Origin of the sequence: Litchfieldella anticariensis FP35 = DSM 16096 (assembly GCF_000409775.1) — a bacterium.
Lineage (GTDB): Bacteria > Pseudomonadota > Gammaproteobacteria > Pseudomonadales > Halomonadaceae > Litchfieldella > Litchfieldella anticariensis.
The window spans coordinates 195,095-221,904 of the sequence record NZ_KE332392.1 but is presented as its reverse complement, the minus strand read 5'-3'; the positions used below and the strand labels follow the sequence as shown (position 1 = coordinate 221,904).

The window sequence follows — 26,810 nt, the reverse complement described above, 5'->3', positions numbered from 1 at the left end:
GAAGTGCGTATTTTACTTGAACGATTAATTAATAAAAATTACTTATACGGTGACAATACACTCCATGGCAATGCCGCTCCCAGGCAAGCCTGACCAGTATGATGCCACCGTCATCAAGATACCCCAGGTATCGAATCCGTGTTTCGTGTCTTATTGCGACATCCCTTCACCAGGGCCTAGGCAAGGGTTGCCGTTGACGTTATTTTGATTGCTCATTCAATCAAAATAACAGCAACTAACGAGTGACACTCAGGACGCCCTCACTTCTCGGCGCTCCCCGTCTCATGCGGGCAGCCCGATATGTCGCACCGCCCCGAGGCGCGAAACGAATATCAACAACACAAGGGAGTCAACCCCATGGCGCATGACAATGCTGTGCCTACAAGACGAGATCGACTCAATCCTGCCGTATTCCACGGCTCGGTTGCCGGCATTCTCGTTTTTCTCGTAATCACCATGACCTTCACCGAGCAGGCCGGCGCCTTCTTCGATGCCGCCCTGGCTTGGGTCAGCGAAACCTTTGGCTGGTATTACATGCTGGCGGTGGTGGCATACCTGGTCTTCGTCATCGCCATTGGCATGTCACGTTTCGGTAGTATCCGCCTCGGCCCGGATCATTCACGGCCAGAGTTCTCCTTGCTCTCATGGTCGGCGATGCTGTTCGCCGCAGGTATCGGCATCGACCTGCTATTTTTCAGTGTCGCCGAGCCACTCTCTCACTATCTGGCACCGCCGGACCTCGTGCCGGAAAGCCAGGCAGCAATGCGCGCTGCAGTGGTTCAAACGTTCTTTCACTGGGGGCTGTCCGGCTGGGGGCTCTATGTGCTGATGGGTATGGCACTGGCCTACTTCAGCTATCGCCATCGCCTGCCACTGTCGATCCGCAGTGCACTCTATCCACTGCTGGGTAAGCGCATCTACGGCCCGATCGGGCACACCGTGGACATCACCGCGGTTGTCTCCACCGTGTTCGGTATCGCCACCAGCTTGGGCATCGGGGTCATGCAGCTCAACTACGGGCTGAACTACATGTTCGACGTGCCTGAGAGCTTGTCGGTCCAGATCATCCTTATCGCTCTGGTCATGGTAATCGCCACCATCTCGGTGGTCAGTGGTGTCGACAAAGGCATTCGTCGCCTGTCGGAATTCAACATGCTGCTGGCTGTGGCATTGCTGCTGTTCGTGCTGTTCCAGGGCCAGACCCTGAAGCTGCTCGACATGGCGGTCAATAACATCGGCGACTATTTCTCGGGCTTCATCGCCAAGAGCTTCGACACCTATGCCTATGCCGGCGCCGAAGCCAATGAATGGAAGGGGTGGTGGACCATCTTCTTCTGGGGCTGGTGGATCGCCTGGACCCCGTTCGTCGGCCTGTTCCTGGCACGTATTTCACGTGGCCGTACCATCCGCGAATTCGTCGCTGGTGCCTTGGGCATCCCGTTGGCTTTCATGATGATCTGGATGTCGGTGTTCGGTAACAGCGGCATCGAACTGGTCGCCAACCAGGGTGTCATCGAACTCGGTCAACAGGCCCTGAACACGCCCCAGACCACCATGTACACCCTGCTCGAACACTACCCCTGGGCCATCGCCACTGCAGGCGTGGTTACCATCCTGGGTATCGTGTTCTTCGTGACGTCGGCGGATTCTGGCGCGCTGGTACTGGCCAACTTCACTTCGATCCTTTCCGACGTCAATCATGACGCACCGATCAGGCTGCGTATCTTCTGGTCGGCAGTGATCGGCTTGGTCACCATCGCGCTGCTGATGGCCGGCGGCCTATCCGCCTTGCAAAGTGCGGTGGTCATCACTGCACTGCCGTTCTCAGTGGTGATCTTCGCTATCATGGCCGGCACCTATCGTGCCTTGCGTATGGAAGACGATAAGGCCAACGCCCGTCGCCGGATCACTGGCACCGCACCGGGTGGCGACTGGCGCGAACGCCTCGACCGCGCACTGGATACCTCCAGCCGTGCCGGGGCTGCCGCCGTCATTGAGCACTCGATTCGTCCGGCCCTGACCCAGTTCGCCGAGGAACTCGAAAGCCGTGGCCAGACGGCCAACGTCAGCGAGGAGCAGGTCGAAGGCGAGCCGCTGCCACGCCTGACGCTGCAGGTGGAGTTCGACAATGCCCAGAACTTCGTTTACCAGGTGCGCCCGCATCGCATGCGTGCACCGAGCTTCTTGCCGATGAACGACGATTACTACTTGCGCTTGGATGTCTATCTCACCGAGGGCGGACTCGGTCAGGATCTCAACGGCTACACCCGTGGCCAGGTGATCAGTGACGTACTAGCCGAGTACGAACGCCACATTCACTTCCTGGCACTAAGCACCCAGAACGGCGCGGTGCATGCCATGCCCGGCTCCATTGGCGAAGCGGAAGCACTCGGCACACCTTCCTGATTCAAGCGCTATGATCCTCAAATACGACGGCGGCCCTGACAGGGGCCGCCGTTGTCGTTCATGCTCCTTTCAGTGACCTGGATCGTTGGGGGTCTAAGACTTAATCGCCAGCAGGGAAATGCTCTTGACGCCGTAGGTGCGGCTGGCCCCTTGGGCCGACTCGGTCAGGAAGCGGTATTCCGGGTGTTCGCGAACGGTCTGGACACGCAACCCCGCGCTTTCGATCGCCGCGCGATAGTCGTCCTGCTGGATGGCACCACCGATGCAGGCCGCCCACAGGGTAGCATTGCACTTTACCTGCTCGGGCAAGGGTGATTCGGTGACGATATCGGCGATTGCTAGCCTCCCACCGGCGCGCAACACCCGAGCCACCTCGTGGAAGACACGCGGCTTGTCTGCCGAGAGATTGATCACGCCGTTGCTGATCACCACATCGACGCTGGCATCCTTGAAAGGCAACTCTTCGATGTAGCCGGCATGGAACTCGGCCGTCTCGAATCCCGACTCCCTGGCCAGGCGCTGGGCCTTGAGGCGTTGGGCTTCGGTCATGTCCAAGCCCAAAACATGTCCTTCGGGGCCCACCTTGAGCGCGGCGAGGAAAGTATCCATTCCTGAGCCACTGCCCAGGTCCAACACCACTTCGCCTGGGACAATGGCCGCCAGGTCGAAGAAATTCCCCACTCCGGCGAAAGAGTCGATCGCCTCGGCGGGAATCCGGTCCAGGTCCTTGGGCGAATACCCTAGCCGCTCGGCCAGGCCACGCCCCATCTCGAAATGAAATTCTCCTCTCGGCTGCTCCGCGACCTGCCGATACATCTCCTTGACCTGACGCTCGAGGTCCAAACGGTCCAGCGCCGAATCCTGTTCACGTGCTGCAATAGCCATGGGTCTGTCCTCCTTCTCTGCTTGTTCGTGGTTTTTCACGGTGTACCGGAACCGTGTGCCGCCAGGACGCGCGGCGAGTCACAAATGTTCCCGATTTTTTCGCGGGCGCACCGGGAACCATTTCGCTCCCGGCTGCGTCCTGGCGATGGAGGGCGGCTTCTTCGGGCCAGGACGTCTACATGTCCCGAATTGCCCACCACACGGGGATGACCCATGCTCAATAAGGAAGCGTTGGTTTCTTTCAGGAACCATAGGCTGTCTTCACCCGGCACAGACCGGGATCCTCAGCCAGGCGATTCGAGGGCGACGATGTCTGCATCTTCTTCTTCGGGCGATGGCCTATCCCGGCAACGCCGGCGTCAGTGGTTCGAGCATGAGATCGAACGCCTGATGGATCGCCTCTACGGCACGGCACTGCGCCTGACACGCCACCCCGACGATGCCGAGGACATCGTTGCCGAGTCGATCGGCAAGGCCTGGACAAAGTTGGACGAACTGCGCGATCCCGAGCGCTTCGAGGGCTGGCTGTTCCATATCCTGAACAATACGTTCATCAACGAATGGCGCCGTCGGCAATGTAGGCCGAAGCTGGCAGACGACCCTGATAACTGCGAGCCGGACGATCTCGATGCGACCCATTTCTCGCTATTCCAGCAACTTCACCAACCGTTTCTGTTGTGGTGGGGCAGCACCGAAGACCGTTTTCTCAACGAACTCCTGCAAGATGACTTGCAGCAGGCACTGGATGCCCTGCCGGATCCGTATCGAGTGATCGTTGTGTTCGTGGAGGTGCAGGGCTGTACGTACGGTGAAGTGGCCGAATTGCTCGGGATACCGCTGGGTACGGTACGTTCCCGCTTGAGCCGGGGCCGAGCGATGCTGCAGAAGGTGCTCTGGAAGCAGGCCAGGGAAGCCGGCTTCACGGTCGACTGCCGTGGCACGGAGGGAAAGCCATCATGACCAGAAGAGAACTGACCTGCGAGGAAGTCATCGAGCAGCTTTTCGATTACCTCGATCGAGAAGTGAGCAGCCAGCATAGGGCCGATATCGAGCGCCACCTCGAGCGCTGCCGTGACTGCTTCTCCCGTGCGGAGTTCGAAAAGCGCTTGCGGGCCAAGGTCGAGAAATCCGTCAGTGTGCAAGCCCCGCAGCGTTTACGTCGGCGGGTCAAGGATCTGCTCGACCGATTCGACACCGACGAAACGAATTCCACGAACTGACCGACGAGGAGACGTGCATGGTCGCCATACTCGGCTATTCCCGGCAGCAGATCTTCGCGGCGGTCCAAGGAATGTACACCGCCGTGGCCGACTCGCCCACCTCGCCCTTCCACTTTCCCGTCGGTGGTTCGGCGTGTCGCTTGCTGGGCTATCCGCCGGAACGTATCGACGACCTTCCCAAGTCGCTCGTGGAATCCTTCGCCGGGGTCGGCTATCCCTTTCGTGCCGAAGCGATACAGCAGGGCGACAGGGTCCTGGATATCGGGTCCGGCGCCGGCATCGATAGCCTGATCGCCAGTCGGCTAGTCGGCCCTAAGGGGCATGTGATTGCCCTGGATCTGACACATGCCATGGCCCGCAAGTTAAAGGCCAGCATCGATGAGCACAGCATCGACAACATCAGTGTTATCCAGGCTTCAGCGGAGCGCTTGCCGCTGGCCGACGCCAGCGTGGACAGCATCACTAGCAACGGCGCCTTGAACCTGGTGCCGGACAAGCGCCGTGCGGTGGCCGAGATGTTCCGGGTACTGCGCCCTAAGGGACGGCTGCAACTCGCCGATGTGGTCATCCATCGCCCAGTCTCGGTGGACTGCCATGACGACCCACGCCTATGGGTCGAATGCGTGGTCGGCGCCACGGTAAAAGAGGATCTGCTAACGCTGTTCCATGACGCTGGATTCGAGGACATCCGGATACTGCGCACACTCGACTATTTCGCCCACAGCCCCAGCGCGCAAACCCAGGAAATTGCCGCTAGCTTCGGCGCTCACTCCATCGAACTCAGCATGCGCCGCAGCCCGGTAGCACCACCACCGCTAAAGCGCTGGTTGCGACACCTCGACCCGCGACGCTGGCTGGCAGCTATCCATCGTCGTAGCCTGGCGGGTATGGCCGCCTTGCTCATGGCTCTGCTGACCTGCTATGGCACCTTGGCCGTGGTGGCGCTGCTGCCCTTGCTGGGTCTCGGCTTGAGCCTGAACGAAGGTGCCTGGGCCACTGCCATTGCGCTTTTCGTGCTGCTTACGCTGGCAGCGATCACCGCCGGCATGCGCCGCCACCGAAGCCTTGGCCCGACCGTGGTGGGCGTCATTGCCACGGGCATCCTGCTATATACCTTGTTCGTCGACTACCACATTCTGATCGAACTGGTCGGCTTCCTGCTGCTGGTCGCCGCCACCGGCTGGGACCTATATCGACGGCGGCGCCAAGAGGCTCGGGTGTTAGGTCTCAAGCCCACCGCGTCTCCCCCGAACTTGGCAAAACATTGAGCTGCACGGCATCGATCCTACCGTTGCATGAGCCTCAATCCTCCTTGCGATGGCCATGCCCACGGTGCATCAATAGATGCATGCCGACACACAATACCAATGGCAGCAGCAGCCACCAACTATTGGTGAGCGACGTATGACTTCGCCACATCAGCAGTGCGACAGCACCGCTCATGAGTACCAGGCAGACGATCCCCATGGTCGAATGCCAGAACCCTCCATGTGGGCCCTTCGGTGACCCGCCATTCGTAGACGAGCTATCTGGAGAATGATGTCGACTCATGAGGCTCTTCCTCCTCTGGGCTGTAGGCGAGCATAGCGCCGTTTGAGCAGCAACGAGTTGCCGATCACCGACAGCGAGCTGGTAGTCATGGCGATGACCCCAATCATTGGATGCAACAAGCCAACAGCGGCAATGGGAATCGCCGCCACGTTGTAGGCACTGGCCCAGAGCAGGTTCTGCACGATCTTGCTGAAGGTGGCACGGGAGAGGTGCATGGCATCCACTACGCCGGTCAGCTCGCCGCGTACCAGGGTCACGTCCGCCGCCTCGATGGCGACGTCAGCCCCTGCACCAATGGCGATGCCGACATTGGCTTGTTTCAGCGCCGGGGCGTCGTTGATGCCATCGCCGACCATGGCCACATGGGGGCCATACCTCTCCTGCAAGGCACGGATGGCGTCGATCTTGCCCTCGGGCAGCACGCCAGCCTGCACTTCGTCGATGCCAACTTCATCGGCCACCGCGCGTGCGGCACGCTCGTTGTCGCCGGTGATCATCACCACATGCAGGCCCAGCGCGTGCATGCCACGAATTGCCTCCATTGACTCTTCCTTGAGGGTATCGGCCACGGCCACGATGCCCTGCGCACGACCAGAGGACGACACGATCACGGCGGTGCGCCCACGCGACTCGAGACGCTGCAGCTTGTCCTCCAGCGCCTCCAGGCCGGTGACACCGTCTTCCTCCAGCAGGCGGCGATTACCAATCAGCACACGCTCGCCCTCCACCAGGCCGACGACGCCACGCGCCCCGGTGGAGCGGAACTCACTCACCTCGATGGGACGAATACCGTGTGCCCTTGCCCCCTCGACAATGGCACGGGCAATAGGATGCTCCGAGGCATTTTCCACGCTTGCCGCCAGCGTCAACAGCCTTGACTCGTCGATACCCTCTGCAGGCACGACGTCCGTCAGTTTCGGTTCTCCACGAGTGATGGTGCCGGTCTTGTCGAGCACCATCACCTTGACGTCCTTGAAGGTCTGGATCGCTTCGCCAGATCGAATCAGGATACCGTGCTCGGCGCCTATGCCCGAGCCAACCATCAGCGCTGTCGGCGTAGCCAGGCCCAAGGCACAGGGGCAGGCAATGACCAGTACGGCAATCGCGGCGAGTATCGCCAGTACCGGTACGGCCGCCTCGGGGTTCACCCAGGGTAGGAAGGTGGCGCCCCAGTCGAGGATCGGGCGCAGAGCATCTGGCACGATCAGCCAACCCATCAAGCTGGCGAGGGAAATCAAGATCACCAGCGGCACGAAACGCCCGGTCATGCGGTCTGCGAACTCCTGGATCGGTACCCGCGAACCTTGGGCCTGATCGATCAGACGCACCACCTGGGCAAGGAATGTCTCGCCACCGACCCGGGTAGCCTTGACCCGTAGCCTGCCCTCCTTGTTGATGGTCGCACCGATCACGCTGTCACCGACGCCCTTGTACACCGGCACCGACTCACCGGTGGCGATCGATTCATCGAGATGGCTTTCCCCCTCGATCACTTCGCCGTCGGTAGGTACCTTGTCGCCGGGGCGCACGATCATAATGTCGCCGGGAGCGAGTTCCTTGACTGCTATCTCGACCTCCTCACCGTCACGCTCCACCCGCGCCGTCTTGGCACCCAGAGTCAGTAGGCGGCGAATGGCCTGGGAGGCACGTCCCTTGGCCAGAGCCTCGAGGTAACGCCCGAGCAGGTGGAAGGTCATGATGGTGGCGGCCATCTCGATGAACGAGGTCATCGGGTAGACGAAGCCGACCAAGCCGATCAGATAGGGTGGCAAGCTTCCTAGGGAGATCAACACATCCATGTTGAAGGTACGGTTGGTCAGCGACCGCCATGAAGCCTTGTGGGTCGCCGCCCCACCGTAAAGGAACACCACCGGGAAAGCGAGGATGGCGATGATTGCCAAGTAACCCGGAATCGGCTGCCAAAACATGTGAGGCATCATCAAGACCATGATCAGTGCCGTGGGGACACCGGCGATCCACAGCCGCTTACGCGCTGTGGCTAGGTAAGTCTCCTCGACCTTTACATCTGAGTCGGTATCCTCCGCCTCTTCGGCACCGCGAACTGCCGCCACATCATAGCCGGCACCCTCCACCGCTCGACGCAAGGCATCGACATCAGGCCCGCCCGGCTGGACGGTTACCGAGACACGATGGCTAGCGATATTGGTATGAATATCGCCTATGCCGGGAAGACGTTTAAGGGTCTGTCGCACGATACCCGCACAGTGATCGCTCCCCATGCCAGGTACCGTCAGCTCAAATTCTTGGGGATCTGCTGCGGTTGCCATCTGGCGGCGCTCCTCATCAACAGGAAAGCGGCGGCAGGCTTTGCCCGCCGCCACGACAACAACGCTCGACGTCAGTGATGCTCGGAATGGCCGTCACCGGCCGGCGGCACCGGGGCTTCCTGCAAGCGCTCGCGCTGCGCTTCGGTCAACAGGTCATGCATGGCATTGTGAAGTCGCATCCGCTCGCTCAACATCTCGCCTTGCAGGTCGGCCACGCGATCGTGCAAGGCCCGAATTTCTTCTGGATCGGGGCGGGGCTCACTCATCCGGGCCATCAGGTCATCGCGCAGGTTCATCATTTCTCCCATGCGCTCGAACTGTGCAGGCCGGTGCTCATGCATGAGCCGACGCATTTCCTCGTGTTGCTTGGGCGTTAGATCGTTTGGCATGGCACCACCAGACGTGCTCATGCCGGCACCGCCCATCATCGGGCACGGCATCATGCCGCCCATCATGCCCGGCCCCATCATCATCCCCGGGCCCATGCCTTGCTGGCCGCCCATCATGCTGGGGCCCATTGTGTCTCCGGTCATGCCTTGGGCAACGGCAAGCCCTGTAGTGCCTACACCCAATGCCACTATCAGCCCCAGTGCGATCTTGTGTCGACGAATGCTCATGATGACTCTCCTGGTGAGCGAAGAACCTGTCATGACGATAGTCCACGGACATGATCCGTCGCTTGACCTGCATCAAGATACGATGCTGTGGCGCCTATCACGGTTGTTTGCAGGTCAGCCGCGATGGTGGTCATGTATGGGAGATCCAGGGCCCGACCCCGGAAGGCCTGATCGGTCTGGCGGCTTCCTCACGCAACGCGGATCATCTCTATGCCGCCACTCAGACAGGACTGCTGATGAGCCCCGACGGTGGCAAACACTGGCGCCAGGCAAACCCCGAACGTCGCCCCACCAGCGTGGTTACCGCCACTGCCGGAGGCGATCTCTATGCCTTCATGCCTGGGCTAGGCCTGCTGCACACCACTGAGGAATCGCGCGACTGGCAGGTGCTTAGCGACGACTGGGGGAAGACTATCTGTTGCACCTCGCCATCGCCCCCAACGATGGGGAACGGCTCGTTGGGGTGGACCAACGCAGCAGGGTTCTCATGAGCGAGAACGGCGGCAGGAATTGGAAGGCGCTGTAAGCATTTTCCCCGCGTTAAGCAGCACTTAAGCCTAACTATCGACACTGGCATGCCTGACCCAAGAGGAGTTACCAGGCATGTCATCACTCGATCCCTCCATACAGACGCACAAGAGAACAGGCCTTACACGCCTGTTTCATGCCGTCAGACATTCATGGGCCGGTCTCTTGGCCGCATGGCGTTACGAAGCGGCCATTCGTCAGGAACTCGTTGCGCTGTCATGCCTGTTCCCCATCACCATGGTGCTCGACCTGGAAGGGGTTGAACGTGCCTTGCTGTGGGCCTCCATGCTGTTGGTGATCGTCGTTGAGTTACTCAACTCCGCTATCGAAGCAACGGTCGACCGTATAGGTATGGAACATCACCCGTTAAGCGGGCGTGCCAAGGACTTGGGCTCGGCGGCGGTAATGGTCAGCCTGCTGCTGTCGGGAGGGAGTTGGGCATGCGTCTTGCTGAGCTGACACCACACAACCTCTCGGCAGTGCTCTGGATGCTGTGCGGTTTCCTCGCGGTGATGCTGGCAGGACGCTGGCTCGACGTGGACTTCCACCTGGCCGATGCACTCTATCACTTGCAGGGAGATCACTGGGCCCTGCGCGATGCTTTCCTTACTGAAAACATCCTTCATCGTGGCGGCCGACTCATGAGTCAATTCATGGGTGGCGGCGTCATCATGGCCCTGATCGGCAGTTTTCTGCTTCCCTCACTACGCACCTGGCGCCGACCGTTGACCTATCTATTCCTGGCAGTGACGGCATCGACACTGACCGTATCGGTTATCAAGCACCTGGTGAGCATGGAATGCCCTTGGGATCTCGTCCGCTATGGCGGTGACACTCCCTTCATCGGCTTGTTCGATCCTCGCCCGACCACGATGCCGGACACAGCCTGCTTTCCCGCCGGCCATGCCAGCGCCGGGTATGCCTGGCTAGCACTGTATTTCTTCCTTGACGCCACCATACCCCGCTGGCGTTGGGCCGGACTCGGGCTAGGCACCGTCATGGGTCTGGTATTCGGTATCACTCAGCAATTGCGTGGTGCCCATTTCCTGTCCCACGACCTCTGGACTCTGATGCTGTGCCTGTCGATCAGCTTCATCCTGGCAAGACTGATGCTTCCGGCTTCCCCGCCGTTCCCCGCATTCACTGGCGCGCAGCGTGTCTCTCTCAAAGGTTCTCCACATGTCTAATCGTTTCTTTGCCTCCAACCACTGGCTGGCACGACATTGCCGTTTCTCCCTTACCTTGTCGCCGGAAGCCCTGACCTTACTGGTCTGCCTGGCCTTCACCCTGTTCTATAACCTGGCGTTCTGGCATGGCGTAGTCGGCGACCGGTCGCTCCTGACGCCGGCCATCTGGGGGCAATTGGCTGGCTATGCCCTGGTGCTGACCAGCCTGCAGTTCCTCGTCTTCGTGCTGTTCATCAATCGTTTGAGCGTCAAGGTGGTGCTGACGGTACTGGTGTGGATCGCCGCTTCGGTGAGCTTTTTCACCTATTACTACGGGACCTATTTCAATACCGACATGATCGTAAACATCCTGCAGACGGATAGGCAGGAAGCCAGTGAGTTATTGACCCCACGATTCCTGGCCCACATGCTGGCTTTTGCCATCGCGCCCACTCTACTGCTGTGGCGTGTGCGCTTGGCCGAGAATGGTTGGAAAAGGGCTATCGGTCGCCGACTCGCCTATCTGGCCGGAGGCATTGTCGTACTGGCCATATCGCTGATGGTGTCCTACCAAAGCCTGTCATCGTTGATGCGCAACAATAAGGAACTGCGCTTCCTGGTAACGCCTGGCAATTATCTGGTATCGATGGGACAAGTCCTAGCGGCCAACGACCCACCCCTCAACGAGCGTCTGACCATTGGGGAAGATGCGACACCAACCCCGCACCTGGGCAGCAAGCCGCTGTTGCTGGTCATGGTGGTAGGCGAAAGCGCTCGTGCCGCCAACTGGGGACTCGACGGCTACGAACGTCAGACCACGCCACGCCTGGCCGCTCGAAGTGGTGTCATCAACTTTTCCGATGTCAGCAGTTGCGGCACCAGTACCGCGGTATCGGTGCCCTGCATGTTCTCACCGGTAGGCAAGAGCGACTATGACAAGCGCTATATCCAGAGCCATGAATCGCTGCTGGATGTCCTGAAGCATGCCGGCTTCCAGGTCGTGTGGGTGGATAATCAATCCGGCTGCAAGGGGGTGTGCGATGGAGTGAAGAGTCTATCGCCCTCGCCCAAGGACTACCCCGGGCTATGTCCGGATGGACACTGTCTGGACGGCGCACTGCTCGAGGAAGTGGAAAAGCAGGCCGACAACCTCACGGGAAATACCGTGATCGTACTGCACCAGCTAGGCAACCATGGCCCCAGTTACTACCGACGCTATCCCGATACGTTCCGCGCCTTTACCCCAACCTGTGACAACGCCGACTTGAACCAATGTTCCCGGCAGTCGATTGTGAACAGCTACGACGATGCGATCCTGTATACCGATGCCTTGCTGGATGGCATCATCGCCTACCTCGCCAGCCATCAGCATCATGATACAGCACTGATCTATGCCTCCGACCACGGCGAATCTCTCGGAGAACATGGCCTCTATCTGCATGGAATACCTTATTCGATTGCCCCCTCAGAGCAGACCAGGGTGCCGATGATATGGTGGTCCTCCCCATCCTTCGACCGATCTGTCGGTCTGGATCATGAATGCCTGGAGGCCCGCGCCGACCTGCCACTAAGCCACGACAACATCTTTCACAGTGTTTTGGGCGTACTCGGTGTAAAGAGTAAAGTGATTCAAACCGAGCGTGATATGACCCATGACTGCGTCATGCGACACAGCACGGTTGAATGAACCGTCCAACTATTGGGGGTCAGTTCACTTTCAGCCTCGTTTCAGGGTTGCCACTTATAAAAGGAGAACCCCACTGCCGAAACCATGAGAGGTTCCTATGCGTAAGATACTGTTGGCGATGGCCATTGGCGTGTTCTCCACTGCTGCCTTGGGTGCGGGTGAACATGAAGGTGGCCATGGAGAGATGAGCAATGCCCAAATCGACCGCACCATCAGTTTCGAAGCCGGGGACATGTGGTTCACGCCCGGCAAGCTGGACGTCCAACCGGGCGAGACGGTGAAATTCGAGATCACCAATACCGGCAACCTGGAACACGAGTTCGTCATCGGCGATGCGCAAGCTCAAGAGGAGCATCGTAAGATGATGCAGGAGATGGGATCAGGTGGACACGGCGGTCATGGTAGTCATGACATGGCGGAAGGCGATCATGGAGGCCAGATGCCCGCCGTGACCATCGCACCGGGCGAAACCGAGACGCTGGTGTGGACCGCGCCCGAAAACGTCGATAATCTGGAATTCGCCTGCAACATTCCCGGTCACTACGAATCGGGCATGTCGGGAGACATCAATATCCAGAGCTGATCCCCCATGAAGCTGTTGCTTCTCGAAGACGACGATTTGCTGGCCGAGAGCCTGACGGAAACCTTGGAAGACTCGGGTTATAGCGTCGATTCGGCCTCCAGCATCCGCGTGGCCGAGTCGTTGATGGCGACGGAGGAGTATGCTCTAGCCATCCTCGATCTCGGCTTGCCCGATGGTTCGGGCCTCGATCTGTTGCAGCGCTGGCGCGAACGGGGGCACCGCTTGCCCATCCTGGCGCTCACCGCCCGCGACACCTGGGAAGACAAAGTCATCGGTCTGCGTCGCGGCGCCGACGACTACCTGACCAAGCCGTTTCACGAAGCCGAATTGCTCGCCAGATTGCACGCCCTGCTTAGGCGACAATCGGGCTCCTTGGCCCAGATATTGACTGTCAATGGGGTCCAGTTAGACGAACATACGCAGCAGGTCAGTATCGATGGCGCTACCTGGCAGGTCCTGACGGCCACCGAGTATCGGCTGCTGCGTTACCTGATGCATCATCCCGACCGCGTGCACTCTAAATCGCAACTGCTCGACCAACTCTATGCGCTAGAACAGGATGCTGCCGCACCGAATCTGGTGGAAGTCTATATCGGTCGCCTACGCCGGAGACTTGGCAAGCACATCATCCAGACGCGGCGCGGCCAGGGGTACGTGCTTGTTTCGCATTGATCGGCGCAGCCTGCGCTTCCGCCTGCTTACCTGGCTGGGTGGTGTGGCCTTGATCGTGGTCGGAATCACTTGGTTATTGCACGGAATCCTGCTCCATGACCTTGCCCGGGACTTTCTCGGCGACCGCTTGCGCCAGGAAGCGGAGCATACGCTGCAGCGTCTTCGCCAGGGTCAACTCTTACCTCCCACGTGGCTGGATTCGAGCAATCCGGCATCGCAGGTATTCCATCATCTCTATGTCGTCGAGCTGGATGGTGACATCACCACCTCGCATCCCCGTTGGTTGGCGCCCCTGAAACCTTACCTGAACGGAGACGACGACACCCTCGTCGACGTAGAGTGGGGGGATCAGCGGTTACTGGTCTATCGCCGGACATTCTCCTTCGGTGGCCACACGGGCGTACTGTTGATTGGTGAGGATTTCGCTCAAGTGGAAGCAGGGCTGGCAACGCTTCACTGGTGGGTGGGAGGCATCGCCGGTCTGCTGCTGGCGCTGCTGGCCACACTCAATCTGGTTGCCGTCAACCGTGGCTTGCGGCCATTGTCCTGGCTGCAACGGCAGCTTGACGAGCTGCAGTCGGGGAACCGCGAGCGACTCCACCTCGGCACTCCCTCCGAGCTCGATGACTTGGTAGCGCAGCTCAACCGCTTCATGGATGATCATGACAAACGGCTCAGACGCTCCCGTGAATCTCTCGCCAATCTGTCACATGCCCTCAAGACCCCTCTGGCCGCCGTCACCCAGGTATTGCGGGGCTCCCGACCCATCGATAGCGAACGTCGCATAAAAATGCTGCATCGCCTGGAAGACATGCACTCCCAGCTCGAAGCCGAATTGCGCCGTTCGCGTATCGCTGGCCCCTACGCCGGTCAGCGAACCGTCATCCGGCGCGAGACCGAGCAGTTGATCGACATGTTCGACGCCCTGTATCCCGACAAGTCCTTCCACCTCGAAGTCGCGCCGATGGTGGAAACCAGCGTGAACGTCGAACGCCTGGATTTCACCGAGATGCTGGGCATCGTACTCGACAATGCTGGCAAGTGGTCCAAGCGTGATGTGCGCTGCTGTCTCGAGATGGCGGCATCGTTGACCATCACCGTCGAAGACGATGGCCCTGGTGTCCCGCCGGATGAGATCCCTCAACTCGGCAGGCGTGGCATGAGACTTGACGAAGGCCGTCCCGGCCATGGGCTGGGTCTGTCCATTCTGCGCCAACTGGTCGGCCAGTATACCGGCAGCCTGCACTTTCAGGCCTCGTCCTTGGGTGGGCTGCGTGTCGTGATCACCTTGCCCGAAGCTTGATCTTTCTACCTCCACTTTCAGCCTGCTTTCAGCTTGCCAGGCCAATATCGATTCCAAAATGTCAGGTTTGGACAGGAATCGCGCATGGCAACCTCGCCCCCCCCTTCGCTTTCTTTAACACGTCGCCAGATTCTCAAAGGCGGTGCCGCTCTGGGACTGGGTTCCGCCGCCTCGGGGCTGACTCCAGCCTGGGCCAACCCTTGGGGTCAGAGCAACCTCTACCCACAAGGCGTAGTCGATGGACCCGAGATCGCCCTGGATATTCGTCGACGAAATCTGCCCATCAATGGGCGGGAGGCTCGTCCGATCTGCATCAATGGCACCAGTCCCGGCCCTTTGCTTCGCCTCAAGGAAGGACAGGACGCGGTACTGCGGGTCACCAACCTACTCGACGAACCGACCTCCATTCATTGGCATGGCTTGATCCTGCCGACAGAGATGGATGGCGTACCGGGTATCAGCTTCGCCGGCATCGGCCCAGGCGAAACCTTCACCTACCGCTTCCCGGTCTGCCAGCACGGTACCTACTGGTATCACAGCCACTCGGGGCTGCAGGAACAGCTCGGCCATGCCGGCCCACTGATCATCGATGCTGCAGAGCGGGAACCCTTCCGCTATGACCGCGAGCACGTGCTGCTACTTACCGACTGGAGCTTCGAAGATCCTGCCAGTATCTTCCGCAACCTGAAGACTGGCGAGGGCTATTACAACTACCAGGAGCGCACCATTGCCGATTTCCTGGCCGACGTGCGCGAGAACGGCTTCAAGGAAACCGCGCAGATGCGTGCCATGTGGGCCCAGATGCGAATGAGTTCCCGCGATATTGCCGACGTCACCGGCAGCACCTATACCTACCTGCTCAACGGCCATGCTCCGGGCGAGAACTGGACTGCCCTGTTCAAGCCCGGCGAGCGGATCCGCCTGCGAGTAATCAATGGTTCGGCGATGAGCTACTTCGACGTACGCATTCCTGGCCTGAAAATGACCGTGGTGGCTGCCGATGGCCAACCGGTACAGCCCGTGCCCGTCGACGAGTTCCGCATTGGCGTCGCCGAAACCTACGACGTGCTCGTCGCCCCCGAAGCCGATACCGCCTACACGCTATTTGCCGAAGCCATGGACCGCAGCGGCTACGCCCGTGGCACCCTGGCACCACGCCTGGGCATGGTGGCATCCATCCCGGAGCGCCGGCGGATCGCCGATCGCGGCATGGAAGCAATGGGGGCACACGGTGGTATGGACCACGCGAATATGGGTGGCATGAACCACTCCAGCATGAGCGACATGGACCACTCCGGTATGAGCAGGATGGATCACTCCACCATGGCGGACATGGGCGAAGCATCGTCTTCTGGAGCAGAAGCGGGAGCAATGCTTCCCGCCGGGGCCGCCCAGCCCGGCTCCCAGTACGATCATGCCGGTATCGGCTTCGATCCTGGCGAGCGCCGCGTGCTGCTCTACAGCGACCTCAAGTCCTTCTTGCCATGGCCTGACCGTCGTGAGCCCGAGCGCGAGCTGGAATTACACCTGACCGGCAACATGGAACGCTATATGTGGTCCTTCGACGGTAAGAAGTTCAGCGAGGTCTCCGGTCCCATCCACTTCCGCAAGGACGAGCGCCTGCGGCTGATCCTGATCAACGACACCATGATGGAGCATCCCATCCATCTGCATGGCATGTGGATGGAACTGGAAAACGGTGCCGGTGAACTGATTCCTCGCAAGCACACTATCAACGTCAAGCCGGGAGAGCGCATCTCGGCCCTGATCACTGCTGATGCCGAAGGTAGCTGGGCCTTCCACTGTCATCTTCTCTATCACATGGACGCCGGCATGTTCCGAGTCGTCAAGGTTTCGTAAGGAGTCTTCATGAATACCAGGAACGTACTGATGGTGACTTGCTCCTTCTTGACCATGCTGACGATGACAGGAGTTTATGCCGAGGATGGCTACGATGCTCCGGACGACTGGCCTTCACCGATGGAGGAGCATCTTCTGGGGTCGGTGCTCATCGACCGTCTCGAGTATGCCGTCCCCGACAAGGGCGAAAAGGCCTTGGTATGGGACTTCCAGGCGTGGTATGGCGGCGACATCAACCGGCTATATCTCAAGAGCGAAGGCGAGAACGTGCAGGGCGATGGCGAGGATGCCGAGTTCGAATCACTCGACCTGCTCTACAGCCGGCTGATCAACGACTTCTGGGAGCTCCAGGGCGGCATCGGTTATCAAGGCGGCATTGCCTCGGACGATCACCCCGAGCGCTATTTCGGTGTGATTGCCCTGCAGGGCTTGGCCCCCTACCGGATCGAAACCGATATTGCCCTGCGTGTAAGCGATGAAGGCGATGTCTCGGCGAGCTTCGAGGCCGAACATGACCTTCGCCTAACCCAACGGCTCTTCCTGCAACCGCGTACAGAGCTTGTCGTCGCTGGCAGTGAGGTCGAAGAGTTCGGTGTCGGGGAAGGCCTCAATTCGATACGCGCCGGCCTGCGATTGCGTTATGAGATCACCCGCAAGTTCGCGCCCTATATCGGCGGTTACTGGGAAAAGCGCTATAGCGGCACTGCCGACCTGGCCCAAGTGCAGGGCGATCCTACAGAAGATACGGGCGTCGTTGCCGGCGTCAGGCTGATGTTCTGAACGTCAAGCTAGTTAGAAGGGTGGGCTTGCGGCGCCGCAATATTCGGGATTAACGTAACATCTCGTTTCATCGTCGCAGGACTCACCCGCCATGGCCAAGCCTTCCTCCTCTTCCCCGTTCCCCAGACCTGGTGTGGCCTTGTTCCATACCTGGCGCGAGGGATATGGACTCGCCGACCTGCGGCATGACCTCCTGGCAGGCCTGACCATCGGTATCATCGCGGTGCCGCTGTCCATGGCACTGGCCATTGCTACTGGTGTTCCCCCACAGCACGGTCTCTATACGGCTATTGTTGCCGGCGCCATCATCGCCCTGACTGGCGGTTCGCGCTTCAATATCTCCGGCCCCACTGCCGCTTTCGTGGTCATCCTTTTCCCTATCGTCGCCAATCACGGTATTGGCGGACTTCTGATTGCCACCCTGATGGCGGGTATGATCCTGGTGGCGCTGGGACTCTCGCGCTTGGGCAACCTGATCCAGTTCATTCCTTACCCAGTCGTGCTGGGTTTCACCGCCGGCATTGGCGTGGTCATCGCCCTACTGCAACTTCCCGATTTCTTTGGCCTGGCAGGTGTCACTCTGGGTGAAAGCACGCTGGATAACCTCTTTGCCATCATCCGCGCGCTACCCAGTCTAGCTCCTGCTGAGCTCGGCATCGGCTTGGTGACCTTGGCAACCCTGATTCTGTGGCCACAGCTGAAACTGCCGGTTCCCGCCCCACTGGTTGGTCTGGCTGTGGGCACCTTGGTGGCACTTGCCGCGACCCAATTCGGCCTCGAGGTGGACACCATCGCCTCACGTTTCCATTGGGAATACCTGGGCCAATCGGGCAACGGCATTCCACCTCTTCCTCCTACCTTGACCTGGCCCTGGCAATTGCCCGACGCAGACGGCACCCCACTCACGATCGATTTTGCACTGATCCGTGAACTGCTGGGGCCCGCTTTCGCCATCGCTATGCTGGCCGCCATCGAATCGCTGCTATGCGCCGTGGTCGCCGACGGCCTGACCCGTACCCGCCACGACCCCAATGCTGAACTGATCGGCCAAGGTATCGGCAACATGGTGGTCCCCTTCTTCGGCGGCATCACTGCCACCGCCGCCCTGGCACGCACCGCCACCAATATCCGCAGCGGCGCCCGTTCGCCAATCGCTGCGATAGTGCACTCATTGGTGGTACTCCTGACCGTGGTGGCACTGGCAGGCATCCTGGGCTTGGTCCCAATGGCGGCACTGGCCGCACTGCTGTTCATCATCGCCTGGAATATGAGCGAAGCGCGTCACTTCGTGCATACCTTGAAGAGTGCGCCCGGTAGCGATGTGGCCATCCTGGTGATCTGCTTCTCCCTCACCGTGATATTCGACATGGTATTGGCAGTAGCGGTTGGCGTAGGGCTCGCCGCCGCGTTGTTCATTCGTCGCATGGCCAAGCTCACTCACACCCGACGACTCACCGCCGACGAGCATGATCTGGCACGTGACCTGCCTCACCAGGTGGCAGTCTACGATGTCAACGGCCCGCTGTTCTTCGGAGCCGCCGAGAAGGCGGTGGCCTCGCTACGTATGGTCGACCGCGAGGTACGTGTGATCATACTCGACATGCGGGATGTCCCGAGTCTCGATTCCACCGCCATCGTCGCCCTGCATACCCTGGTCGACGAGCTCCACGCCCAGCGAATCGGCCTTATCCTGGTTGGCCTGCCAGCGCGGCTGCTGATGAAACTCAAACGCGACGGCATAAAACGTGAGGTAGGACGGCTGGCCTGGGTACGCGAAGCCGGACATGCCAAGCGACTGGCATCGAAATGGCTGGCAATCCATCACTGAACGCACTGCAAAAAAAGGGCGCGACCGCAGTCGACGCCCCAAGCTCTCACTGTCAACACCACACTGCTGCCTTCACGAGAGAGTCACGTTTGCGTTAAAAGAAGCCGAGAGGGTTGGTGTCATAACTCACCAACAAATTCTTGGTTTGCTGGTAGTGTTCCAGCGCCACCTTGTGAGTTTCACGGCCCACACCGGACTTCTTGTAGCCACCGAAGGCGGCATGTGCCGGATACTGGTGGTAACAGTTGGTCCACACCCGGCCGGCCTGGATGCTGCGCCCCATGCGGAAGGCGATGTTCATGTCACGACTCCATACGCCGGCACCGAGACCGAACTCGGTGTCGTTGGCGATCGCCAGCGCTTCCGCTTCGTCTTTGAAGGTGGTCACCGCCACCACCGGACCGAAGATCTCCTCTTGGAACACGCGCATCTTGTTGTTGCCCTTGAGCAATGTTGGCTGGATGTAATACCCCTTGTCGTACGCCGGATCGAAGCTCTCCTTGTCGCCACCGGTGAGGAACTCGGCACCCTCCTCCCGGGCGATGTCCATGTAGGACATGATCTTGTCGAACTGCTCCTGGGACGCCTGGGCGCCGACCTGGACGTCAGTATCCAGCGGGTTACCACGCTTGATGGTCTTGACCCGCTCCATGACCCGGGCCATGAACGGCTCGTAGATGCTTTCCTGGATCAACGCCCGTGACGGGCAGGTACATACCTCACCTTGGTTGAAGAAGGCCAGTACCAGACCTTCGGCCGCCTTGTCGATGAACTCCGGCTCGGCGTCCATGATGTCGGCGAAGTAGATGTTCGGCGACTTGCCGCCCAGTTCCACGGTGGAGGGAATTATGTTCTCGGCGGCACACTTGAGGATGTGCGAGCCGACTGGGGTCGAACCGGTGAAGGCGATCTTGGCGATACGCTTGCTGGTGGCCAGTGCCTGGCCGGCTTCGGCGCCGTAGCCGTTGACGATGTTGACCACGCCCGGGGGAAGCAGGTCGCCGATCAGTTCCATCACCTTGAGGATGGATACCGGGGTCTGCTCGGCGGGCTTCAGTACCACACAGTTTCCGGCGGCCAGCGCCGGGCCGAGCTTCCAGACGGCCATCAGGATCGGGAAGTTCCAGGGAATGATCTGCCCCACCACGCCTAGCGGCTCGTGGAAGTGGTAGGAGACGGTGTTGGCGTCGATGTCCGCCACTGTGCCTTCCTGGGCGCGGATACAACCGGCGAAATAGCGGAAGTGATCGACTGCCAGCGGGAGGTCGGCGTTGAGCGTCTCACGTACCGCCTTGCCGTTGTCCCAGGTCTCGGCCACGGCGAGCATTTCCAGGTTCTGTTCGAGACGATCGGCAATCTTGAGCAGGATGTTGCTGCGCTCGGTCGCTGAGGTCTTGCCCCAGGCGGGAGCGGCCTCATGGGCTGCGTCAAGCGCGAGTTCGATGTCTTCCGCCGTGGAACGTGGGATCTCGCAGAATACCTCGCCGTTGACGGGGCTGACGTTATCGAAATACTGACCCTTGACCGGGGCGACGAACTCGCCACCGATATAGTTGCCATAGCGCTTGTCGAAGGAAACGACCGATCCTGCACTACCGGGGTTGGCGTAGATCATGACGTGCACTCCTGCCTGTTAGAATCATGGGGTCCGATGAATGGACCTGGTTTAGAGCGTAGCGAAGTCTGACTGCCGCCCCATGCTGCCTAGGGGGAAACGACAGCGTTCTTTGGTCGTAGACTCACAGTCGCGCACCAAATGCTGCCTACGCGGTCCATTCAGTCTTGGTGAACTCAGCCTCCTCCTCAACAACACTCTAGGTGCAATTTCCCTCCTCCCTTGGTCGCAATTCCAAGGAGTTTAGAAGCGTGAAGATGCCACCGAGAAGGGACACTGCCCCCCCATGCCTGCAAGCATGGAGTCAAGGTACAAGCCGCTCGTCATGCGGAATACCACCCTCATCGCGAGCCTCAAGTAGTAGTCAGCCGCGACCATCGTCATATGTCGGAAAATTCCCTCTCATGCCTAAGCTATCTCCATGAGTCGATGCGCATTGAGCGCTCTAACAGCAATACCAGGACAATCATGCAGGATGCAGGGTTCGCTACTGAATGGGAGCACCTCAGCATGTCCAGATTCCCCCTTACCCGTACTCCTGCCCAAGCCTTGATGCTGGCACTGTGCATGTTCCGCCCTGACACTGTCATCGAAGTGGAGACCCGTTCAGTGATTGTTTGCAGCATGAAAAGGAAACGCTCGGCCTGGCTCATCTAATATGACGGCCGTAATCGGAATGCCGTGGATCTCGTCCCATCGGGGCATACGAAAGAACGGCTGCCATGGCACCACGGCAGCCGTTCTTTCGTCAGTTCTTGCAAAAGTGGCCCGAAACGTTCCGGGCCATACATCACTCAGCGACTGGCCACATCCTGGCTCGCGGCCTCCTTCGGCAACTTGAAGGTCCATAGCATGCCGCCCTGGTTGAAGTTCTTGACGACCTTGGCAACCTCACCACCCCACAGCGGTACGGCACCACCCCAACCTGAGGTGATGGAGACATATTGTTCGCCATCCATGCTCCAGGTGATAGGCGTGCCAACGACGCCGGAACCGGTATTGAAGCGATACAATTCCTCGCCGGTCGTCGCATCGAACGCTTTTAGATAGCCTTCCGGGGTACCGGTAAAGACCAGATTGCCTGACGTGGTCATGACACCGCCCCACAGGGGAGCACGGTTCTCGTAGCGCCAGACTTCCTCGCCCGTCTTAGGATCGATGGCTCTGAGAACACCGATATATTCATCGTTGGCAGGTTTGATGGTGAAGCCGGCCCCAAGATAGGCTGCTCCCTTCTTGTAGGAGACGGGCTCATTCCAGATATCCATGGCCCACTCATTGGAGGGAACATAGAACAACTCCGTATCCTGATTGTAGGCCATGGGCATCCAGTTCTTACCACCCAGGAATGCCGGCTGAGCCACTACCGGTTCTCCCTTCTCACTATCGACATCGGCCGGGTTACCCGGGCGACCGTCATCGGTGTAGATCGGTCGGCCATTCTCGTCGAGCCCTTCGGCCCAAGAGATCTCATCGACGAAGGGGAAGCCACGGATGAAGCTACCGTTGGTGCGATCGAGCACATAAAAGAAACCATTACGGTCGGCGGTGGCAGCTGCCTTGATGACCTCACCGTTTTCTTCGTAATCGAAGGAGATCAGTTCGTTGACGCCATCATAATCCCAGCCATCATTGGGCGTGGTCTGGAAGTGCCACTTGATGCTTCCGTCGTCGGGATCTATCGCCAGTCGCGATGAAGAAAACAGGTTATCCCCAGGGCGCAGATGAGAGTTCCAGGGCGCAGGGTTGCCGGTACCGAAGAACAACGTATCGGTTTCCGGATCGTAGGTCCCCCCTAACCAGGTGGCAGCGCCGCCGGTCTTCCACATGTCGCCAGGCCAGGTCTTGCCGGCTTCTCCGCCAGAGATGCCATTCTCGATGGCCTCTCCATCCTGGTAGACATAGCCCATATGGCCCTCGACGGTCGGGCGAGTCCACAACTTGTCACCACTGGTCGGGTCGTATGCCTCAATCTTGCCGACGATACCGAACTCGCCGCCGGATACGCCGGTGATCAGTTTGCCCTTCACGATAATAGGAGCGGCAGTAATAGAGTACCCTTCCTGATAATCTGCCACCTCCTTGATCCATACCACCTTACCGGTATCCTTGTTCAAGGCAACGAGCTTGGCATCGAGGGTCGCGAAGATGAACAGATCTTCATACAACGCCCCGCCACGATTGATCACGTCACAACACGGCATGATCCCATCCGGGAGGCGTGCCTCGTACTGCCAAACCTCTTCCCCAGTCTTGGCATCGATCGCGTAAGCACGTGAGTAAGATGCCGTCACGTACATCACCCCATCCTTTATCAAAGGCTGGGACTCCTGGCCACGCATCTTTTCACCACCGAAGGAAAATGCCCAGACCGGCTGCAGGGACTTGACGTTGTCCGTATTCAGAATATCAAGGGTACTGAATCGCTGTCCTTGAACCCCCATTCCGTAACTGACCACATCATCGGCGGTATTATGATCGTTCAGGATATCTTCATCGGTGACTGCATGAGCACCGAAAGAAACAGCCAGCGCAATGGTACTGACAGCAAACTGTCTACCGATAGGGTTCGATCTCATGGTTGCTCGCTCCCACTCTCTTGTTGTCAAGTTTCTGCAGCGAACCGGGAACTCTTCCCGCCTCTAGGGTGATTGTTGTTGGCAACACATCAGGCAACAATTAAACCCCGGAACGACTTCTTTACTCACTTGGTAGTAAGACCTTTCAAAAGCAAGAAACCCGTGGATACGCTCCACGGGTTTCTTGCGATGGTGTAGTGATTTCTACCGGCTATTCAGATAACAAAACAAGTGCCAACTTTTCATCGCTTTACTCATCAATGCCAAGTTAACCACCCACCATCCTCACAACTATGCCTCTCCATCGCTAGTCACCAGCACCTCTTCATAGAAGGCCGGCATACTGTAGCGAAGCCCATGTCGCTCGAAGATTTCTGCCATTTCACCTTCCCGAACCATGCGGTCTACGATCTCCTCGATGGCATATCCCAGTTGCCGATGCGTGTTCTTGACCGCCATACCGACATCCCAAACCTGCTTTCCCATTCCCGGGAATCCATTATCTGCCACAGCAAAGCCTCGGTTGGGATGGACACCCAGTTCGTAGTCGATTTCGGCACGCATCCCCATGACCGCACTCACCTCTCTCTCTGCCATCGCCTGGAAAGCCTGGCCGATGTTGGAAAAGTGGTGAGTCTTGTCTCGAAGCCTGCCGCCGAAGGCGGACGTCAGGTAGGTTGCTGGCAAGGTGTCAATTTCCACACCGATAGGGTGGTATTGAAACACCGCCACCGTTCCTACCGAATCGACGGCATCCGAGTCATAAGCGATCTGCCACTGCTCTTGTTGATAGGGGCCAAACATCACCACCTGCTCATTGATGACCTCGCCAGTGGAATCCCGCATATAGGCGTACTTCTTGTCATACGGTACCCGCATCATGACATCGGCAATACGGCGCTTTGCCAGATAATGTCCTTTCCAGACATTGTTTCGAAGATCGTCCTCCAGTGTTTCATCAGGTGTAATCCAATGCACACGGAACTCTACCCCTAGCCCCTCTGCAATCTTCTTGCCGATATCGACATCGACACCAAACGGCTCTCCATCTTTCTCATAGGAATAAGGGGGAAAGTCACGATAGACCCCGACATTCAGGAAGCCCGACTCGATGACGATGTCATAGGTCCGTTCAGGGGCACGGTCGAGGATCGACTCGTTTGCATTGACGAAGGTGCTTAGTACTAATGAAACCAGCATCAATGTCAGGACTGCGAAACATCGGGTCGGCCACATGGCATTTTCCCCTTCCCTCGTTCTCATTGAACTAGCGCGTCACTCCTTGACGGATTCGATATAAGTCTTGATCGCCCAGATAGCGTTCTGGTCCAAGTTATTCTTGAAAGAAGGCATTCCCCTGTCGGTTCCATTGCGGACTCGACCGATGAAGTATTCGTCGTCCCACTCTTCAAGTTCGCGCAAATCGGGTGTCAGGCCTCCCGACATGGCCTGGATACCATGGCAACCCGCACAATTACCGGCATAACCACTTTCCCCGACCTTGATGGCCTGTTCGTTGTACTCGCCGTGCTCGTTACCTTCCCGAAAAGGGTTTTCCGACAACGGTTCGGTGCCCAGCTCAGGCAGATTACCGGTATCCACCGGTTGTGGCGTCACGTCACCGTGGCCCATGACCAGCGCTGCCCACCCAAACAGGCTGGCAGCAACACATGCTTTGAGTGGAGTAGAAACTGTCATACCGATTACCTTTGCGTTGGTTATCAGAGGGCCGCCCTATCTTTATCAATGGAATGGTCGGCATCTTGTCCTCGAGTCTAGAAATCCTCTCTCCTTCTCAGAATGCCACTTTCAGGCCTCCAAACTTGTTCCTTGGTAGTAGTCTCGAGGAAGAAACGCTAAAGCAGGAAGGCAATCGATGACTGATCCGTTGACGACAACTTTATGCCTATTAACAGCGCATTGGACGTAGGAAATAGTTCTTTCGTACAGGTGTATTGCGACTTTCTGAATATTTCAGCCCCCCCAACCCTTATCTAAGCTCGTGGTCATAACGACAAGTAGAGAGGCTCCCATGCGTATTATCCCCAAAGCCCTCATGGCCACGTTATTCGCGTGTTTTCTGTCAGCGCCTCTGACTGCCTTGGGAATGGATATCCGCATCGGCTATATCCAATGGACTCCTGATCAGGGACCTGTCCTTTCGAACGTTATCCCCGAACCGGAAGACACCGGGCTGCGTGGTGCCGAGTTAGCGATTGAAGATAACAACACCACTGGAGGCTTCCTGGGTCATCATTACCTCCTGGAATCTCGAATAGCAAAATCCGAAGAACAGGCTCAGGAAGTTCTGGAGAGCATGATGCGCCAAGGCATCGAGCTTTTCATACTCCGGGTGCCAGCACCCACTCTAAAGACCATGGCGGATAAAACGGCTGGAAAAGCCTTGGTCTTCAATGCTGGTGCAAAAGAAGACGAACTGCGCCTTGGCGGATGTCAACCCCATGTCCTGCATACTCAGCCCAGTTACGCCATGCTGACGGATGGTCTCGCTCAGTGGCTCAATCAGCGACGCTGGAAGACGCTTTTCATGATTACCGGGCCAACCGATAGTGATCGAGCATGGGCAGACGCCTTTCGCCGCTCGGCCACTCGCTTCGGCCTGAACATCGTTGCTGACAAACCCTGGACTTTCGATGCTGATCTGCGGCGTACGGCATCACAGGAACTACCACTGTTCACCCAAGCGAACGATTACGATGCTGTGGTAGTGGCCGATACACGAGGGGATTTTGGGGAATACGTGCCATTCAATACCTGGCTACCTCGGCCGGTTGTCGGTACGCAAGGTATGTCACCGGTAGCTTGGCACCGAGTCGTGGAAAGCTGGGGAGCGGCCCAGCTGCAAAACCGCTTTCGCGAGTTGGCTGGGCGCGACATGAATGGTGATGACTATGCCGCTTGGGCCGCTATTCGCTCCCTGGGAACCGCCGTGACACAGCTTGATGTGGCTAATGCCGAGCGCATTCGTGACTTCCTGTTTTCTGAAGACTTCCAATTGGCGGCTTTCAAAGGTCGCAAGCTCAGTTACCGTCCATGGAATGGCCAGCTTCGCCAGCCCATACCATTGGTTCATCCCCGAGGACTCGTTTCCACAACACCGATCGAAGGTTTTCTTCACCCAATAACCGATCTCGACTCCTTAGGATTTGACGAAGCGGAAAGTGAGTGTCGTATCAACTCCTAGCCAGCCAGAGACGCCCCCTCACAAAAACGTTGAAGGA

At 58.7% G+C, this 26,810-nt stretch carries 24 protein-coding genes; 16 read left to right on the top strand and 8 right to left on the bottom strand.

The features are described from left to right. Positions 1-357: 357 nt before the first annotated feature. Entirely contained in the window at positions 358-2,406 is a 2,049-nt protein-coding gene (betT, locus tag L861_RS16580; RefSeq protein WP_016417791.1) for a choline BCCT transporter BetT, read from the top strand. Positions 2,407-2,499: 93 nt separating this feature from the next. Here betT and L861_RS16575 read toward each other — a convergent pair whose 3' ends face one another. Beyond that, positions 2,500-3,291 (bottom strand): methyltransferase domain-containing protein, encoded by a 792-nt coding sequence (locus L861_RS16575; RefSeq protein ID WP_016417790.1) that lies wholly within the window; start codon positions 3,289-3,291, stop codon positions 2,500-2,502. 309 nt (positions 3,292-3,600) lie between these two features. On the opposite strand from L861_RS16575, the gene L861_RS16570 reads away from it, so the two are divergent. From L861_RS16570 to L861_RS16560, 3 genes are read left to right on the top strand one after another with little or no spacing between them, the layout of a single operon-like run. Continuing rightward, positions 3,601-4,251, top strand: coding sequence for an RNA polymerase sigma factor (locus L861_RS16570; RefSeq protein WP_016417789.1), 651 nt, complete (start codon positions 3,601-3,603; stop codon positions 4,249-4,251). Further along, the gene (locus L861_RS16565) at positions 4,248-4,511 is read left to right on the top strand and encodes an anti-sigma factor family protein (RefSeq protein WP_016417788.1); all 264 of its coding nucleotides are present in this window, start codon (positions 4,248-4,250) and stop codon (positions 4,509-4,511) included. The genes L861_RS16570 and L861_RS16565 overlap by 4 nt, the downstream gene beginning before the upstream one ends. Before the next feature lie 17 nt (positions 4,512-4,528). Then, positions 4,529-5,779, top strand: a complete 1,251-nt coding sequence (locus tag L861_RS16560; protein ID WP_016417787.1) for a MerC family mercury resistance protein — start codon at positions 4,529-4,531, stop codon at positions 5,777-5,779. 34 nt (positions 5,780-5,813) lie between these two features. On the opposite strand, the gene L861_RS24260 is transcribed toward L861_RS16560, so the two are convergent. The 3 genes from L861_RS24260 to L861_RS16550 all read right to left on the bottom strand — a co-directional run bounded on the left by L861_RS24260 (position 5,814) and on the right by L861_RS16550 (position 8,967). Continuing rightward, a complete protein-coding gene (locus L861_RS24260; RefSeq protein ID WP_021029216.1) occupies positions 5,814-6,062 on the bottom strand; it encodes a DUF2933 domain-containing protein in 249 nt (82 codons plus the stop codon). Next, positions 6,059-8,350, bottom strand: a complete 2,292-nt coding sequence (locus L861_RS16555; protein WP_016417785.1) for a heavy metal translocating P-type ATPase — start codon at positions 8,348-8,350, stop codon at positions 6,059-6,061. Before L861_RS16555 ends, L861_RS24260 begins: the two co-directional genes overlap by 4 nt. Before the next feature lie 71 nt (positions 8,351-8,421). Next, positions 8,422-8,967, bottom strand: coding sequence for a Spy/CpxP family protein refolding chaperone (locus L861_RS16550; protein ID WP_016417784.1), 546 nt, complete (start codon positions 8,965-8,967; stop codon positions 8,422-8,424). A 50-nt stretch (positions 8,968-9,017) separates the two neighbouring features. On the opposite strand from L861_RS16550, the gene L861_RS16545 reads away from it, so the two are divergent. From L861_RS16545 to dauA, 10 genes are all read left to right on the top strand, one after another. Further along, positions 9,018-9,458: a WD40/YVTN/BNR-like repeat-containing protein gene (locus L861_RS16545; RefSeq protein ID WP_016417783.1), complete on the top strand. Its 441-nt coding sequence runs from the start codon at positions 9,018-9,020 to the stop codon at positions 9,456-9,458. A 112-nt stretch (positions 9,459-9,570) separates the two neighbouring features. Continuing rightward, the gene (locus tag L861_RS16540; RefSeq protein ID WP_016417782.1) at positions 9,571-9,954 is read left to right on the top strand and encodes a diacylglycerol kinase; all 384 of its coding nucleotides are present in this window, start codon (positions 9,571-9,573) and stop codon (positions 9,952-9,954) included. After that, positions 9,936-10,682 (top strand): phosphatase PAP2 family protein, encoded by a 747-nt coding sequence (locus tag L861_RS16535; protein ID WP_016417781.1) that lies wholly within the window; start codon positions 9,936-9,938, stop codon positions 10,680-10,682. Before L861_RS16540 ends, L861_RS16535 begins: the two co-directional genes overlap by 19 nt. After that, positions 10,675-12,348 carry a phosphoethanolamine transferase gene (locus L861_RS16530; protein ID WP_016417780.1) on the top strand — a complete coding sequence of 558 codons (1,674 nt, stop codon included), beginning with the start codon at positions 10,675-10,677 and terminating at the stop codon, positions 12,346-12,348. The genes L861_RS16535 and L861_RS16530 overlap by 8 nt, the downstream gene beginning before the upstream one ends. 97 nt (positions 12,349-12,445) lie before the next feature. Beyond that, positions 12,446-12,931: a cupredoxin domain-containing protein gene (locus tag L861_RS16525; protein ID WP_016417779.1), complete on the top strand. Its 486-nt coding sequence runs from the start codon at positions 12,446-12,448 to the stop codon at positions 12,929-12,931. Between the two features lie 6 nt (positions 12,932-12,937). Then, a complete protein-coding gene (locus tag L861_RS16520; protein ID WP_016417778.1) occupies positions 12,938-13,603 on the top strand; it encodes a response regulator transcription factor in 666 nt (221 codons plus the stop codon). Then, the gene (locus tag L861_RS16515) at positions 13,590-14,906 is read left to right on the top strand and encodes an ATP-binding protein (RefSeq protein ID WP_016417777.1); all 1,317 of its coding nucleotides are present in this window, start codon (positions 13,590-13,592) and stop codon (positions 14,904-14,906) included. The genes L861_RS16520 and L861_RS16515 overlap by 14 nt, the downstream gene beginning before the upstream one ends. 84 nt (positions 14,907-14,990) lie before the next feature. Beyond that, a complete protein-coding gene (locus L861_RS16510; RefSeq protein WP_016417776.1) occupies positions 14,991-16,766 on the top strand; it encodes a copper resistance system multicopper oxidase in 1,776 nt (591 codons plus the stop codon). A 9-nt stretch (positions 16,767-16,775) separates the two neighbouring features. Next, the gene (locus tag L861_RS16505) at positions 16,776-17,546 is read left to right on the top strand and encodes a copper resistance protein B (protein WP_016417775.1); all 771 of its coding nucleotides are present in this window, start codon (positions 16,776-16,778) and stop codon (positions 17,544-17,546) included. 91 nt (positions 17,547-17,637) lie between these two features. After that, entirely contained in the window at positions 17,638-19,374 is a 1,737-nt protein-coding gene (dauA, locus tag L861_RS16500) for a C4-dicarboxylic acid transporter DauA (protein WP_016417774.1), read from the top strand. Positions 19,375-19,468: 94 nt separating this feature from the next. On the opposite strand, the gene exaC is transcribed toward dauA, so the two are convergent. Further along, positions 19,469-20,989, bottom strand: a complete 1,521-nt coding sequence (gene exaC / locus L861_RS16495) for an acetaldehyde dehydrogenase ExaC (protein ID WP_016417773.1) — start codon at positions 20,987-20,989, stop codon at positions 19,469-19,471. Positions 20,990-21,499: 510 nt separating this feature from the next. Here exaC and L861_RS24725 point away from each other — a divergent pair. After that, complete coding sequence (locus tag L861_RS24725; protein ID WP_154658840.1) at positions 21,500-21,646, top strand: hypothetical protein; 147 nt, start codon at positions 21,500-21,502, stop codon at positions 21,644-21,646. A 137-nt stretch (positions 21,647-21,783) separates the two neighbouring features. Here L861_RS24725 and L861_RS16485 read toward each other — a convergent pair whose 3' ends face one another. From L861_RS16485 to pedF, 3 genes are all read right to left on the bottom strand, one after another. Next, positions 21,784-23,568, bottom strand: coding sequence for a PQQ-dependent methanol/ethanol family dehydrogenase (locus tag L861_RS16485; protein WP_016417770.1), 1,785 nt, complete (start codon positions 23,566-23,568; stop codon positions 21,784-21,786). A gap of 291 nt (positions 23,569-23,859) precedes the next feature. Then, on the bottom strand, positions 23,860-24,804 hold the full coding sequence (locus L861_RS16480; protein WP_016417769.1) for a transporter substrate-binding domain-containing protein: 945 nt from the start codon (positions 24,802-24,804) through the stop codon (positions 23,860-23,862). Between the two features lie 39 nt (positions 24,805-24,843). After that, a complete protein-coding gene (pedF, locus tag L861_RS16475; RefSeq protein ID WP_016417768.1) occupies positions 24,844-25,266 on the bottom strand; it encodes a cytochrome c-550 PedF in 423 nt (140 codons plus the stop codon). A gap of 334 nt (positions 25,267-25,600) precedes the next feature. Between pedF and L861_RS16470 the strand changes: the two genes are divergently transcribed. Beyond that, on the top strand, positions 25,601-26,773 hold the full coding sequence (locus tag L861_RS16470; RefSeq protein WP_016417767.1) for a lanthanide ABC transporter ABC transporter substrate-binding protein PedA1: 1,173 nt from the start codon (positions 25,601-25,603) through the stop codon (positions 26,771-26,773). Positions 26,774-26,810 lie beyond the last annotated feature (37 nt).